Genomic DNA, 13,502 nt, shown 5'->3' on the forward strand with positions numbered 1-13,502 from the left:
GAAGCGCCATGACCGTTCAGGCCAATGATCCCGCAATGCCAGTCGCTTCCGACAACCCAGCCGCGCTGCGTCCCCTGCTCGAATGGATCGCACGCAGGGCGGAACCTGTGGTCATCGGCCTTGCGGCCATCCTGATCGGGCTCGGGCTCTTCTCCCTCTTCATCCTGGCGGTCGGCAAATCGCCGACCATGCTCTTCCAGCTCATGTATACCGGCGGCTTCGGCAGCTGGTTTTCGGTGCAGAACAGCTTAAGCCGTGCCGCACCCCTTCTCCTGACGGCACTCTGCGTCGCCCTGCCCGCCCGCCTCGGCCTCGTCATCATCGGCGGGGAAGGAGCGGTCGTGTTGGGCGGCGTTGCCGCCGCAGCCATGGCCATGCCGCTTGTCGGCGCGGCCCCCGTGTTTCCCGCTCTTGTTCTGATGGCGATTGCCGCCATGGTCGTCGGCGGCATCTGGATCGGCTTTGCCGGCTTCCTGCGCCATTACCGCGGCGTCAACGAAACCATTTCTTCGCTGCTGCTCTCCTATATCGCCATCGCTCTGATGAATCAGTTCGTCGAGGGGCCGCTACGCGATCCGGCCAGTCTCAACAAGCCCTCGACCAAGCCGCTGCCGCCCGAATACATGCTCGGCAACATTCCCGGCATGGATGTGCATTGGGGCCTCGTGATCGGCATCCTCGCCTGCATCCTCTCCTGGATATTGATCGAGGTGACGAGCTTCGGTTTTGCGGCACGCATCGCCGGCGGCAATGTGCGCGCCGCCCAGATCCAAGGTCTGCCGGTCGGCAGGCTGATCGCAGGCTTTTCCGCGATCGCCGGCAGCTTCGCAGGTCTTGCCGGCATGATCGAGGTCGTGGCCGTCCAGGGAAGCGCCAATGCCTCGCTCGCCGCGGGTTATGGCTATACGGGCATCCTCGTCGCCTTCCTCGCCCGCCACAATCCGCTGGCGATCATCCCGGTCGCGATCCTGCTCGGGGGCATCGATGCTTCCGGCGGCCTCATCCAGCGCCGCATGGGCCTGCCCGATGCCACCGTGCTGGTGCTGCAGGGTACGGTCTTCATCATCATCCTCTTCTGCGAGACCTTCTACGGGCGCTTCAAGATCTTCAATCCCGACCTCTGGAAAAGGAGCCTCTGATGGAAGAGACGGGCATCGGGATCTGGGGCGTGCCGCTCGCGATCCTGGCGGGCGCCATCCGCGTATCCACCCCCTTCATCTTCGTCAGCCTCGGCGAGACGATCACCGAGCGCTCCGGCCGCATCAATCTCGGCCTGGAAGGGACGCTCGTCTTCGGTGCGATGACGGCCTACGCCGTAGCCGTCATGACCAACTCGCCCTGGCTCGGCGTGCTCGCCGCAATGGCGACCGGCGCCATCTTCGGTCTCGTTCACGGCTGGATCTGCAAATGGCCGAAGGTGAACGACATCGCGATCGGCATCGCCATGATGCAGTTCGGCCTGGGCCTCGCCTTCTTCCTCGGCAAGTCCTTCATTCAGCCTGCAGCGCCGCATCTGCCGTCGATTCCCTTCGGTTTCTGGTCGAGCCTGCCGCAGATCCAGGCAGCGCTGAACATCAATGTTCTCTTCATCCTGGGGGCCTTGCTGGCCTTCACCCTCTGGTGGGCCTTCCGGAATACCCGGCTGGGCCTCATCCTGCGCGTCGTCGGTGACAGCACGGATGCGGCGCGCGCCATGGGCATCAATCCGGATCAGGTGCGCCTGCTGGCCACTGCCGTCGGCGGGTCGCTGGCGGCGATCGGCGGCGCCTACCTATCGCTCTATTATCCCGGATCGTGGAACGAGGGCATTTCTTCAGGTCAAGGCTTGATGGCCGTCGCACTCGTCATCTTCGCCCGCTGGAACCCGATCGGCTGCTTCCTCGCCGCGCTGCTATTCGGCGGCGCCGGTGCGCTCGGGCCGGCGTTGCAATCGATCGGCGTGACCCAGGGCTATTACCTCTTCTATGCTGCCCCCTACGTGCTCACCCTCGTCATCATGATCGCGACCTCATCACCCACCCGTTCGCTTGCCGGCGCGCCTGGCGCGCTTTCCCTCACGAAATGAGCCCGAACGACATGGGCCTGAAAGGAGCCAACCATGAACGGCCTCGGCGGTTTGAACAAATCGGAATACGGCGTCGGAATTGGCCTCGTCCAACTGCAGCTTCCCGTCACGGCCACGAGGCAAGACCTTGCCCGCCAGACACAGGCGATCGTCGATCTCGTCGGCAAGGCGCGGCGCAACCAGCCCGGCATGGATCTGGTCGTCTTTCCGGAATATGCCCTGCACGGACTGTCGATGGATATCAATCCGGAGATCATGTGCACGCTCGATGGACCGGAGGTCTCTGCCTTCAAGAAAGCCTGCAGGGACAACGCGATCTGGGGCTGCTTCTCGATCATGGAGTTGAACCCGGAGGGCGTGCCCTATAATTCCGGTTTAATCATCGACGATAAGGGCGAGCTCAAGCTCTATTACCGCAAGATGCATCCCTGGGTGCCGGTCGAACCATGGGAGCCAGGCAATGTCGGTATTCCCGTCATCGACGGCCCGAAGGGAGCCAAGCTCGCGCTCATCATCTGCCATGACGGCATGTTCCCGGAGATGGCGCGCGAATGCGCCTATAAGGGTGCGGAAATCATGATCCGCACGGCCGGCTATACAGCGCCGATCCGCGAAGCGTGGCGCTTCACCAACCAGTCGAACGCCTTCTGCAATCTCATGGTTACAGCGAGCGTCTGCATGTGCGGCTCCGACGGCACGTTCGACTCGATGGGCGAAGGCATGATCTGCAATTTCGACGGCTCGATCATCGCTCACGGCACGTCCGGCCGCGTCAACGAGATCATCACGGCCGAAGTGCGACCGGATCTTGTGCGCGAGGCGCGGCTCGGCTGGAGTGTGGAAAACAACATCTACCAATTCGGTCATCGCGGCTATGTCGCCGTCGCCGGCGGGGCTGATGATGCACCCTATACCTACATGCACGATCTCATCGCCGGCAAATACCGCCTCCCCTGGGAGGATCAGGTGAAGGTCACGGACGGTACGTCCTGCGGCTTCAACAAGCCGACGCGCCGCTACGGCGAAACATTCAAACTCGCGGGTGAATAGGAGAAAAGCGATGGACGCCATGGTCGAAACCAAAGGACATTATATCGACGCCGATCCCTATGCCTGGCCTTATAACGGCGCCCTGCGTGCGGACAATACCGCTCTCATCATCATCGACATGCAGACGGATTTCTGCGGCAAGGGCGGCTATGTCGACCACATGGGATACGACCTGTCCCTGGTCCAGGCGCCTATCGAGCCCATCAAGAAGGTGTTGGCCGCCATGCGCGCGAAGGGCTACCACATCATCCACACCCGCGAGGGTCATCGGCCTGATCTCGCCGACCTGCCGGCCAACAAGCGCTGGCGTTCACAGCGGATCGGCGCAGGCATCGGCGATCCAGGCCCGTGCGGGCGCATCCTCACACGCGGCGAGCCGGGCTGGGACATCATCCCGGAACTCTATCCGATTGAAGGCGAGGCGATCATCGACAAGCCCGGCAAGGGCTCCTTCTGCGCCACCGACCTGGAGCTGATCCTCAACCGGAAGCGTATCGAAAACATCATCCTCACAGGCATCACGACGGATGTCTGCGTGTCCACCACCATGCGCGAGGCCAATGATCGCGGCTTCGAATGCCTGCTGCTGGAAGACTGCTGCGGCGCGACCGACTACGGCAACCATCTCGCCGCGATCAAGATGGTGAAAATGCAGGGCGGCGTCTTCGGCTCGGTTTCCAATTCCGCAACGCTCGTGAGCCAGCTGCCATGAGCACGATCCGCGACACCCCGCTCCCGCAACCCGGCAAGGCCGTCGGCATCGACACGATCGACATGACGATGCGCTTCGGCAGCTTCACCGCGCTTGACCATGTCTCGATCAAGGTGCCGTCCGGCAGTTTCCACGCCCTGCTCGGCGAGAACGGCGCCGGCAAGTCGACGCTCGTCAAATGCATCATGGGCTTTTATCACGCGACGGCGGGCTCGCTCTCCATCGATGGTCGCGAAGTGGCGATCGCATCGCCCAGGGACGCGGCGACCTATGGCCTCGGCATGGTCTATCAGCACTTCACGCTGGTCCCGTCGCTAACGGGTGCCGAAAACCTCGTCATCAGCCGCGCCGAAGTCCCTGCTGTCATCAATTGGGCGAAGGAGCGGAAGGATCTCGCCGCCTTCATGGAGCGCATGCCCTTTCAGATCCCCCTGGCTCGCCCGGTGAGCGAACTGGCCGCCGGCGAGAAACAGAAGCTCGAGATCGTCAAGCAGCTCTATCTCGGCCGCTCCTTTCTGGTCCTCGACGAGCCGACCTCGGTGCTGACGCCCGCAGAAGCCGACGAGATGCTCGGCCTCGTGCGTGGAATGACCGAGCGCGGCGAACTGACCGTGTTGATGATCTCCCACAAGTTCCACGAGGTGACTAAATTTGCCGATGCCGTCTCGATTCTGCGGCGGGGCATGCTTGTCGGCTCTGGAAAAGTCGGGGAAGTCTCCACAGCCGAGATGGCGACGATGATGATCGGCGACGTCAAGCTCGCCGAGCTCGACAGCCGCGTTCCCACCCCGCAGAGCGTCAAGCCGGTCCTCAAGGTCGAGCAGGTCAAGGCGCCTGACCGCTCAGGTCTCAAGACCATCGAAATCGACGAGCTCATGGTTCACGCCGGCGAGATCGTCGGCATCGCCGGGATATCAGGAAATGGCCAGAAGGAATTGACCGAAATCCTCGCCGGCCAGCGCCCCACGGAGACCGGCCGCGTTATCGTCAACGGCGACGCCTACCGCGCGACACGGCCCGAGACGCGCAAGAACAATGTCCGTTTTATTCCCGAGGAGCCGCTGCAGAATGCCTGTGCTCCGCGCATGACGGTCAGCGAAAATCTCGCCTTTCGAACGTTTGACCTCAAAGCAGATGGCAAGGACGCGATCTGGCTGAACAAGGGCAAGATGAGGAAGCGCGCCGCGGCGCTGATTTTCGATTTCAAGGTGAAGACAGCCTCGTCTGCCTCGCCGATCGCGGCACTTTCCGGCGGCAATGTGCAGCGCGCCGTGCTTGCCCGTGAACTCACCGGCAAGGTGGATCTGCTCATCGTCTCGAACCCGTGCTTCGGCCTCGATTTCTCGGCCGTCGCCGAAATCCGCGCCCGCATCATGAAAGCGCGCAATGCCGGCGCTGCCGTGTTGCTGCTCTCCGAGGACCTCGACGAGCTGCTGGAGATGTCCGATCGCATCATGGTGATTTCCGAAGGTAGGCTGGTCTACGAAACGCCGGCCCGCTCAGCCGACATCGGCGTGATCGGCGCCCATATGGCGGGGCATCACTGATGGCGGAGATCAAGGCAGAACCCTTCGCCTTTCCGGTGAAGCACGACCAGCTCGCCCTGATCGTCATCGACATGCAGCGTGACTTTGCCGAGCCCGGCGGCTTCGGCGCCAGCCTCGGCAATGATGTCAGCCGCATCACCAGGATCGTGCCCGATGTCAAACGACTCATCCAGGGCTTTCGTTATGCCGGGCTGCCGGTCATTCACACGATGGAATGCCATCGGCCCGATCTTTCGGATCTGCCGCCGGCGAAACGCGACCGCGGCAATCCGACACTCAGGATCGGCGACGAAGGTCCCATGGGCCGCATCCTGATCTCCGGCGAGCCCGGGACAGCAATTCTGCCGGAGCTTGCTCCGGTCAAAGGCGAGGTCGTCATCGAAAAACCGGGCAAGGGCGCCTTCTATGCGACCAAGCTCGGCGAAGTGCTGCAGCAGAAAGGTATCAAACAGCTGGTTTTCGCAGGCGTGACGACCGAAGTCTGCGTGCAGACCACCATGCGTGAGGCCAACGACCGCGGCTATGAATGCCTGCTCGCCGAGGAGGCCACGGAAAGCTATTTTCCGGAGTTCAAGGCCGCAGCCATCGCCATGATCCGCGCCCAGGGTGCAATCGTCGGCTGGACGGCTCATGTCGACGCGATATTGGAAAGCATCGCCCATGCCTGAAACAACCCGCGAATTGCTGACCTCAGGTGGCTGGAAGGATCTCGAGTTCGGCCCCTTCCGCGATCAGGTGACGATCCACTGGATCCGACCCTTTGAGGGTGATCAGCCAGGAGTAGCGCTGCTGAAATATGAAGCCGGCGCCGGCGTTCCCCGCCACCGGCATGAGGGGCTCGAAACAATTCTCGTGCTCGACGGCGTGCAATCGGATGAAGCGGGCGATTACGGCCGCGGCAGCTACATTGTCAACGGGCCCGGCACCGAGCACTCGGTCTGGAGCGAAACCGGCTGCGTCGTCCTCATCCAGTGGGACCGGCCCGTCAGAATACTGGAAGAGAAAACAGTATGAAGCAAACGATACCACCGCGCGGCCGGGATTGGCAGATCGATGGAGTTGATAAAACTTCCGCTTCCAGTTCCAGCCCCCTTGGAATGACTTGCAGTTGAGCAGATTCGAACTGTCGTTAAACGGACATCTCGCATCATCACCGGTTAGCGCATTCCAAACGACATAGTGCAGTTTATCGGCGCCGCCTATTTCTGCTCCGCCTTTCCCGACGGCTTCGTGGCTGCCTCTACATCGCCGCCCTGCAAATCCGCCTCGTCCCCGACAATGGCGGCGGCCTCGTCGAGCAGGACGTCCTTCGCCTTCTTGCGGGCATTTTCCATGGCGATATCGGCACTCAGGCTGCGCTCATCCGCCTGCAGGCCGTCGTCGCCGGCAAGATCGTCGCCATCGCCGGCTTCGGCGCGCGCCTTGAACCGGGCTTCCCGGGCGGCCGCTTCCTTGCGGCGTTCGGCTTCGTTCAGGGAAACGACGCCCTTCTCGCGCTGCGCCTTCAGATCGGCGATGTCCTGCAGCAGACGCTGGAAATCCTGATCGCCCTTGACCCGCGCATCATGGCGGCTCTGCAAAGCCGGCAGCAATGCCGTAACATCACCTTCCATCGCATATTTCGCCGGCTTGATCTCCGCCCATGGCAGGGCATTGTCATAACTGGTCTCGCCGAAGTTCGCCAGATCCGACAGTCCCGGCAGGCTGATATCGGGGGTAACGCCGCGCAGCTGCGTCGTGCCGCCGTTGATCCGGAAAAACTGGGCGATCGTCACCTTCAGTTCCCCGAATTCGGGTTTGCTGTTGTGCACCACCTGGTCAAGATCGACGACTGTCTGAACCGTGCCCTTGCCGAAACTCGGCTCGCCGATGATCACGCCGCGGCCATAATCCTGGATTGCCGCGGCAAAAATCTCCGAAGCCGAAGCCGAGCCGCGGTTGATCAGAACGCCCAATGCGCCCGTCCAGGCAGGCGTTTTAAGGTCGGCGCTCTTGACCTCGATCTTGCCGTTGCCGGCGCGCTGCTGAACGACCGGGCCCTTGCCAATGAAGAGGCCGGTTAGATCGATCGCCTCATCAAGCGAACCGCCGCCATTGTTGCGAAGATCGATGAGAACGCCGTCGACCTTTTCCTCGCTCAGTTCGCCGAGAAGCTTGGCGACATCGCGGCTGGCGCTCTTGTAATCCTTGTCGCCCTTGTTCTTGGCTTCAAAATCCTCATAAAAGACCGGCAGGGTGATGATGCCGATCTTGCGGGTGGTCTCGCCTGCCTTCACCGACAGCACGGTCTTCCTGGCGGCCTGCTTGTCGAGGCTGATCTTGTCGCGCACCAGGCTGACGACGCGATGCACGCCGTCGGCGCCGGCATCGGCCGGCAGGATGTCGAGCCGCACCACCGAGCCTTTCTTGCCGCGGATCATCTGCACGACCTCATCGAGACGGGTGCCCACCACTTCCTTGATCGGCCCGTCCTTGCCCTGGCCGACGCCGGTGATGCGGTCGCCGACGGCGAGCTTGCCGGAGAGCTGCGCCGGCCCACCGGGCACGAGTTCGCGGATCGTCGTATAATCGTCCCGCTCCTGCAGAACCGCGCCGATGCCGAACAGCGACAGCTTCATCGAGACGTTGAAATCGGCCGAAGCAGTCGCACCGAAATAATCCGTGTGCGGGTCGATCGAATTCGAATAGGCGTCCATGAAGGACTGGAAGACGTCGTCGCTCTTGAACTTGTAGGCGCGCTCGAGCGTGTTCTCATAGCGTTTGTCGAGCGTCTCGCGAATGGCCGCATCGTCCTTGCCGCCGAGCTTCAGCCGCAGCCAGTCGTTTTTGACGCGCTTGCGCCAGAGATCGTTGCTTTCGGCTTCCGACTGCGGCCAGGGCGCCTTGTCGCGCAGCACTGCATAATCTTCCTTGCCGCTGAAGTCGAAGCCCTGCTTGAGCAGGCTGCGCGCATAGGTCATGCGGTCGACGACGCGCCGTTCATAGGCGTTGAAGATGGCAAAGGGGATCTTCAGGTCCTGCCGCTCGATGGCGTCGTCGATCTCGTTGCGGTCAGCCATGAACTTGTCGATGTCGGCCTGCAGGAAGAGCATGCGGTCGGGATCAAGCGACTTGATGAACTGATCCATCACCCTCGCCGAGAGAGCATCGTCGAGCGGAACCGGCTTGTAGCTGTATCGCGACAGAAATTGCGCGCTCAATTCAGCCGCCTGGGCCTGCCGCGTCAGCGGCTTCAAGACGGGTGGCGCTGCGACCTCGGCATAGGCGGACGGGGCGAGTGCAAGAAATGCACCGAGAAAAACATAGGCTATGCGCATTCAGTCTTGATCCAATTCTTAAGGCCGAGGGTGGATGTATGAACTAAGTGAGGCAATTGTGGTTTTTTGGCAAGCAGGTGAGAATTGTTGGCCGGCGAAGCCAGAAAAAACGATCCGGGAATGAATATTGCGACGGCGGGCAAGCCCGCACCCCCCTGCGCTCGCAAAGTTTGGGTTGACCGCTTTCGGCGGCGAGGCGACAGTTGAGCAGCAGCAAGGCAGGAGGAACATGATGGACGAGCAAGACCGCTGGCGCCAGATGGCAAGCGCACCGAGAGACGGCAGCCGCATCCTGGTGACGATCCGAGCATCCGAACAGGGGCCGGCGGAAGTCGACCTCGCCTACTGGTCGCATGGCGATCAGTTCGGGGGAGAAGGCTGGCGCGCCTCGGATTCTTCGCCCGGGCACATCATTGAATATGCCGAGCCGGAGTTGAAATGCTGGATGCCGATGCCCTCTGCCAATCGCGCCTCGATGCCCTCGCCCTGGGAAGGCGAAGACGAACAGCAGCTCGACGGGTCGGGGATTTAAGGAGCCAGACAGTTATCCCAACGAACACAGCAGCTACAACACCACCGCAGTCCCGAGGCGGTCTGCTCCGCAGTCCATGACACGGCCGAGGGAGCGAAGGAAGGCTCCAGGCCATGCGCCTCTTTTGAGCCGCGGTCAGCGTCAGGCCCCTCCGCTGGAGATCAGGGTTTCGCGCGCGGTGCGGAATGCGTCCTGCAGTGCCTTGTGGTTTCCGAGGCCTTCGAGGGCATAGCTGTTGAGAAACTGACGCGCGGCGAACAGTTTGCGGTCGACGGGGCTTAGTTCGGCCTCGTCGCAGACCTCTTGCCAGCGTTCGGCGATGGTCGTGATCTGGTGTTCGATAAGCGCGCCGGCTTCCGCCTCTTTCAGGTGATAGTCGGGCGCGGCAGCGAGCAAGGTGGAGAGCGTGCTGGCGCGGCTCTCACCCTTGATCAGCATCGCCTGCGTGGCTTCGTTGCCTGTGCGGCCTTGCGGGCAGATGTCATAAGCGGGGGTCAGGGTCAGCCATTTGCCGTCCCAGAACGCCGCATGGTTGCGGGCATGGTCGTCGGTGTTCCCGCACAATACGTTGAAGCAAATCCGCCCGTAGAGCTCCTTGAGCGTTTCCTTCGGATCTGTAAAGCGGTGGCGGATCAATTCGGCGAGGTCTTCGTAGGAGGCGTAGCGGGCCATCATCTCATCAAGGCCCAGCATGGTCAGGGCCGAGACCATGGCGTGGCGCGTCCAGCCGTTTTTGGTGTGGCTGCGGTCGAAGCGCTCGATCAGCAGCACGTCCTTTTGCGCGGCACGGGTCATGGATATTGAAGCGGCGTTGAGACCGCACGCAGTCGCCAGCTTCATCGCGATGAACTCGGCCTTCACAACGCTGTAGGTGTCGTTGGTCGCCGAGAATTTCGCGATGAACTTCTTCGTGTCGTCGTCGATTAGCGCCTTTGGACGCGCGCCACCGATCGAGGTGCCGTGATTAAGGGCCTGGTCGAGTGCCGAAGTAAGAGGGACGCCTTTTTCGATGAGTTCAGCCGCTTCGAGGAGTTCGTCGAGCGAAGCTTGCGCAGTAAGGCGGGGGACGTACTCCGTGGCCGATGCCTGAAAGTCGAGGGCGCCAATCCGGTCGGAGCCTGACTGGAGCAGGAAGGTCAACTCGCTGATCTCCGGCACGCCGGCAGCGTCGGGTTTCTTACCCGTCAGCCTGTTGATGATGACACGGCGGCCCCAGGCGTCCGGCGAGCCGTCGCGAATGCAGCTTGCCATTTGCAGGCCGTTGATAGGCGCAATGACGCCTTCCTGAAGCGGCAGTTCCGGCTCATAGATGGAAATAGCGTTGTTCCGGCGGCGGTAGCTGGCGCCGTAGGTATAGAGCAGGCGCTCGCCATCCTGGTCGAGGCGGCCGGCCACGACTGGTTCCGTCGCCCCCGGCAGCCACATCCAGACAAAGGATTTGGTAGCGTCCGCCTTAGAAGTCATCATCGACCTCCTTCACACTGTGGCGGACGCTCTTCGGCATCAGGGTCAGTTTTTCGTCAAGGCGGGCGTTGTGCAGGTGGAGAGTGCGTTCGTCATAGTCGAACAGGCGCACACCAACGATTGAGGCGACTTCGAATACGATGCCGATCTCCGGGCCCGGCGCGCCTTTTTCGATGCTGGACAGGGTCGTGCGGCTGATGCCGGCGCGGTTGGCTAGTTCCTGTGCGGTCAGGCCGCGCTCGGCGCGGCCGACGCGGATCAGCTTGCCGAGCATGGTGAGCGCCTGGTGCGTGACTCTGGAGTAGCTTCTCTGACGGGGCACGATTATACCGCTTTGTTCATTTGACTGGACGTGAGGCCATGTCATGTCCAGAATTTTGTACATTTTGCCATGCGTGGGGCGTCTTGTCAAGGTTTGTTCATTTGATTGGTCATAAAGGTGGCTCGCGGCCATAATTTTGAACATCAGGTGCCGGGCCGCGGCGGTGCGATAGAGTGGAGGGGCGGTTTGGGCCGGTGGTGCCCGGCCAATGGGGCGAAATCTGCGGGGCGGCCGCGTGGACGGCGTCACCTCGATCTCAGCGCTGCGATACGCCTCGGCCTGACCCTTCCAGCGTTCGATCCGCTCGATGCAGCGCGGCGCGATCGTCAATGTCAGCGTGCCGCCGACAATCGCCGTCGCGCCCGACGAAGAGATCTGGCTCGAGTTCGATCAGGAGCGGATGCATCTGTTCGACGGTGAAACGGAAATGGCACTGAAGGCCAGCTGAGACCACGCGGATGCGTGTGAAACGAGGGCGTGGATGACGAAGCTTAAAATGACGGCGATCAAGCCCTATCCTGTATGGGTTGGAACGCGCAACCAGATGCTGGTCAAGATCGAGACCGACAGCGGGATCTTCGGCTGGGGCGAGAGCGGCTTGAGCGGTCGCGAGAAGGCCGTGGCCGGCGCGATCGAGCACTATCGCGAGTTTCTCATCGGTCGCGACCCGATGCAGATCGGTCGGATCTGGCAGGAGCTTTATCGCAGCCAATATTTCGAAAGCGGGCGCGTCCTGCAGGCGGCGATTTCCGCGATCGACATTGCCCTTCACGACATCAAGGGCAAGGCGCTGGGGGTTCCAGCCTACGAACTGCTGGGCGGCAAGCAGCGCGACCGCATTCCGACCTTCGCCTCGACCGGCGACGAGGCCGAAGGCGAGGTTGCCATCGAACGAGCCCGCGAACTGCGCGCACAGGGTTGGCAGGCGATCCGTTTCTTCCCCTTCGGGCAAAGCAGCAAGGACATCTTCGAGCCGCGGGAGTCGATCGGGCCTACCGCACGGATGCTGAACAGGGCGCGCGAGGCGCTCGGCGATGACGTCGTTCTCGGCATCGACTACCATCATCGGCTGTCGGTGGCAGAGGCCGCGAGCTTCTGCAACAAGCTCGGCCGTGGCGTGCTTGATTTCCTCGAGGAGCCGATCCGAGACGAAACACCTGGGGCATACGAATCCCTGCGCAGAATGACCGACATCCCGCTTGCCATTGGGGAGGAATTTGCCAGCAAGTGGCAGTTCCTGCCCTACATCGAGCGTGGCATCCATCAGTTCAACCGGCTCGATGTGTGCAATGTGGGCGGGCTCACCGAAGCGATGAAGGTCGCTGGCTGGAGCGAGGCGCACTATGTGGACCTGATGCCGCACAATCCCCTTGGTCCAGTCTGCACGGCCGCGACCATCCATCTTGCCGCGGCGGTGTCAAATTTCGCCTGGCTCGAGACCAGGGCACCCGAAGCGAAGCTCGGCTTCGACAATTCCGACTTCTTCCCAGTGCAACCACGGCTCGACGGCCCGGACTATCCGGTCAGCGATCTGCCGGGTCTCGGCGTCGAGGTGAACGAAGAGGCGGTCAAGGCGGAGAGCTTTCGTTTCTGGGAGGCGCCCCACCTGAAGCGCCGCGACGGTTCTGTCACCAACTGGTAGCTTCATTCACCGGAGCCTAAAATGACGCATACGCCCGAGATTACGCGACCGCCCAGAGACATGATCGACGCGCTGAAGGAGATCGGCGCCGCGACCATTGCCGGTACGCTCGGCCACATGGGCTTCCGCAATCCGCATATGGTCGGCCCGGTATCGCAAAGCCGCGGGAAGTCGATCGTCGGCCCGGCCCTGACGCTTCAGTTCCTGCCGCAGCGGCCCGACCTTTTCACCGAGGGAGAATATGCAGATCCGGAGACGCAGCTGCACCGGCACGTGCTCTATCACGTGCAGGAGGGCGATGTGGTCGTGGTCGACGCGCGCGGCGACATGAGCTCGGGCGTCTTCGGCGATATGATGTCGACCTATTTCAAAGGCAGAGGCGGCGCTGGCATCGTGATCGATGGGTGCATGCGCGATCGGCCCAATGTCGAAAAGCTCGATCTCGCCCTCTGGCTGCGCGGCTGGACGCCCAACTACCATGTGCAGACCAGCATCTATCCAAACGCCGTCAACGTCCCGATTGCCTGCGGCGGTGTCACGGTCATCCCCGGAGACATCATCGTCGCCGACGATGATGGGGTGGTGATGCTTCCAGTCGCAATGGCACCGAAGGTAATCGAAGAATCGCAAAAGCATCACGATTGGGAGGAGTTCTCGCGAGCCAAGCTTATGGAGGGCGGGTCGTTGCAGCGCTACTATCCGCTGCATGACGATGCCCGCACAGAGTACGAAGAGTGGCGCAAAGGAAACCGCCCGGGAACAATCTAGACAACGGATTGCTCCAGAAGGCGACGAACTTTGTGAGGCGTCGCCCTGCGGAATAGGCACTGCGTCGCATTCGCCCTCGGCGC

Annotated in this window: 13 protein-coding genes and 1 pseudogene; 11 read left to right on the forward strand and 3 right to left on the reverse strand. The window is 62.0% G+C overall.

Going from position 1 to position 13,502, the window contains the following annotated elements:
- Positions 1–8: 8 nt before the first annotated feature.
- Genes PH551_RS25655 through PH551_RS25685 form a run of 7 tightly spaced genes read left to right on the forward strand, consistent with a single transcriptional unit; the run spans position 9 to position 6,388 of the window.
- Positions 9–1,139, forward strand: coding sequence for an ABC transporter permease (locus tag PH551_RS25655; RefSeq protein ID WP_285195537.1), 1,131 nt, complete (start codon positions 9–11; stop codon positions 1,137–1,139).
- Entirely contained in the window at positions 1,139–2,065 is a 927-nt protein-coding gene (locus PH551_RS25660) for an ABC transporter permease (RefSeq protein WP_085780956.1), read from the forward strand. The genes PH551_RS25655 and PH551_RS25660 overlap by 1 nt, the downstream gene beginning before the upstream one ends.
- Positions 2,066–2,098: 33 nt before the next feature.
- Complete coding sequence (locus tag PH551_RS25665; protein ID WP_285195538.1) at positions 2,099–3,115, forward strand: formamidase; 1,017 nt, start codon at positions 2,099–2,101, stop codon at positions 3,113–3,115.
- Between the two features lie 10 nt (positions 3,116–3,125).
- Complete coding sequence (gene biuH, locus PH551_RS25670; protein WP_085780954.1) at positions 3,126–3,827, forward strand: biuret amidohydrolase; 702 nt, start codon at positions 3,126–3,128, stop codon at positions 3,825–3,827.
- Positions 3,824–5,374 (forward strand): ABC transporter ATP-binding protein, encoded by a 1,551-nt coding sequence (locus PH551_RS25675; protein WP_285195539.1) that lies wholly within the window; start codon positions 3,824–3,826, stop codon positions 5,372–5,374. The genes biuH and PH551_RS25675 overlap by 4 nt, the downstream gene beginning before the upstream one ends.
- Positions 5,374–6,042, forward strand: a complete 669-nt coding sequence (locus PH551_RS25680; RefSeq protein WP_097598874.1) for a cysteine hydrolase family protein — start codon at positions 5,374–5,376, stop codon at positions 6,040–6,042. Before PH551_RS25675 ends, PH551_RS25680 begins: the two co-directional genes overlap by 1 nt.
- On the forward strand, positions 6,035–6,388 hold the full coding sequence (locus tag PH551_RS25685; protein WP_085780951.1) for a cupin domain-containing protein: 354 nt from the start codon (positions 6,035–6,037) through the stop codon (positions 6,386–6,388). The genes PH551_RS25680 and PH551_RS25685 overlap by 8 nt, the downstream gene beginning before the upstream one ends.
- Positions 6,389–6,573: 185 nt before the next feature.
- Here the strand turns inward: PH551_RS25685 and PH551_RS25690 are convergent, their stop codons facing one another.
- The gene (locus tag PH551_RS25690) at positions 6,574–8,691 is read right to left on the reverse strand and encodes a carboxy terminal-processing peptidase (RefSeq protein WP_285195540.1); all 2,118 of its coding nucleotides are present in this window, start codon (positions 8,689–8,691) and stop codon (positions 6,574–6,576) included.
- A 232-nt stretch (positions 8,692–8,923) separates the two neighbouring features.
- Here PH551_RS25690 and PH551_RS25695 point away from each other — a divergent pair, with 232 nt between their 5' ends.
- On the forward strand, positions 8,924–9,223 hold the full coding sequence (locus tag PH551_RS25695) for a hypothetical protein (RefSeq protein ID WP_085780949.1): 300 nt from the start codon (positions 8,924–8,926) through the stop codon (positions 9,221–9,223).
- 141 nt (positions 9,224–9,364) lie between these two features.
- On the opposite strand, the gene PH551_RS25700 is transcribed toward PH551_RS25695, so the two are convergent.
- Together PH551_RS25700 and PH551_RS25705 are read right to left on the reverse strand one after the other, a co-directional pair.
- The gene (locus PH551_RS25700; RefSeq protein ID WP_085780948.1) at positions 9,365–10,687 is read right to left on the reverse strand and encodes a type II toxin-antitoxin system HipA family toxin; all 1,323 of its coding nucleotides are present in this window, start codon (positions 10,685–10,687) and stop codon (positions 9,365–9,367) included.
- Complete coding sequence (locus tag PH551_RS25705; RefSeq protein ID WP_085781272.1) at positions 10,677–10,961, reverse strand: helix-turn-helix transcriptional regulator; 285 nt, start codon at positions 10,959–10,961, stop codon at positions 10,677–10,679. Before PH551_RS25705 ends, PH551_RS25700 begins: the two co-directional genes overlap by 11 nt.
- A gap of 361 nt (positions 10,962–11,322) precedes the next feature.
- Here PH551_RS25705 and PH551_RS25710 point away from each other — a divergent pair.
- The 3 genes and pseudogenes from PH551_RS25710 to PH551_RS25720 form a co-directional block, all read left to right on the forward strand.
- Positions 11,323–11,457 (forward strand): annotated as a pseudogene (locus PH551_RS25710) (sugar ABC transporter ATP-binding protein); the annotation flags it as partial.
- 33 nt (positions 11,458–11,490) lie between these two features.
- On the forward strand, positions 11,491–12,651 hold the full coding sequence (locus PH551_RS25715) for a mandelate racemase/muconate lactonizing enzyme family protein (RefSeq protein WP_285195541.1): 1,161 nt from the start codon (positions 11,491–11,493) through the stop codon (positions 12,649–12,651).
- A 21-nt stretch (positions 12,652–12,672) separates the two neighbouring features.
- Positions 12,673–13,419 carry a ribonuclease activity regulator RraA gene (locus PH551_RS25720; RefSeq protein ID WP_285195542.1) on the forward strand — a complete coding sequence of 249 codons (747 nt, stop codon included), beginning with the start codon at positions 12,673–12,675 and terminating at the stop codon, positions 13,417–13,419.
- Positions 13,420–13,502 lie beyond the last annotated feature (83 nt).

Origin of the sequence: Rhizobium atlanticum, from assembly GCF_030182485.1 — a bacterium.
In the GTDB taxonomy this organism is placed as follows: domain Bacteria; phylum Pseudomonadota; class Alphaproteobacteria; order Rhizobiales; family Rhizobiaceae; genus Rhizobium.

What these genes read in the sequence shown, in the direction of transcription:
- PH551_RS25655 (WP_285195537.1), top strand. Translation starts at nt 9, where the DNA reads ATGACCGTTCAGGCCAATGATCCCGCAATGCCAGTCGCTTCCGACAAC.
- PH551_RS25660 (WP_085780956.1), top strand. Translation starts at nt 1,139, where the DNA reads ATGGAAGAGACGGGCATCGGGATCTGGGGCGTGCCGCTCGCGATCCTG.
- PH551_RS25665 (WP_285195538.1), top strand. Translation starts at nt 2,099, where the DNA reads ATGAACGGCCTCGGCGGTTTGAACAAATCGGAATACGGCGTCGGAATT.
- biuH (WP_085780954.1), top strand. Translation starts at nt 3,126, where the DNA reads ATGGACGCCATGGTCGAAACCAAAGGACATTATATCGACGCCGATCCC.
- PH551_RS25675 (WP_285195539.1), top strand. Translation starts at nt 3,824, where the DNA reads ATGAGCACGATCCGCGACACCCCGCTCCCGCAACCCGGCAAGGCCGTC.
- PH551_RS25680 (WP_097598874.1), top strand. Translation starts at nt 5,374, where the DNA reads ATGGCGGAGATCAAGGCAGAACCCTTCGCCTTTCCGGTGAAGCACGAC.
- PH551_RS25685 (WP_085780951.1), top strand. Translation starts at nt 6,035, where the DNA reads ATGCCTGAAACAACCCGCGAATTGCTGACCTCAGGTGGCTGGAAGGAT.
- PH551_RS25690 (WP_285195540.1), bottom strand. Translation starts at nt 8,691, where the DNA reads ATGCGCATAGCCTATGTTTTTCTCGGTGCATTTCTTGCACTCGCCCCG.
- PH551_RS25695 (WP_085780949.1), top strand. Translation starts at nt 8,924, where the DNA reads ATGGACGAGCAAGACCGCTGGCGCCAGATGGCAAGCGCACCGAGAGAC.
- PH551_RS25700 (WP_085780948.1), bottom strand. Translation starts at nt 10,687, where the DNA reads ATGACTTCTAAGGCGGACGCTACCAAATCCTTTGTCTGGATGTGGCTG.
- PH551_RS25705 (WP_085781272.1), bottom strand. Translation starts at nt 10,961, where the DNA reads ATGCTCGGCAAGCTGATCCGCGTCGGCCGCGCCGAGCGCGGCCTGACC.
- PH551_RS25715 (WP_285195541.1), top strand. Translation starts at nt 11,491, where the DNA reads ATGACGAAGCTTAAAATGACGGCGATCAAGCCCTATCCTGTATGGGTT.
- PH551_RS25720 (WP_285195542.1), top strand. Translation starts at nt 12,673, where the DNA reads ATGACGCATACGCCCGAGATTACGCGACCGCCCAGAGACATGATCGAC.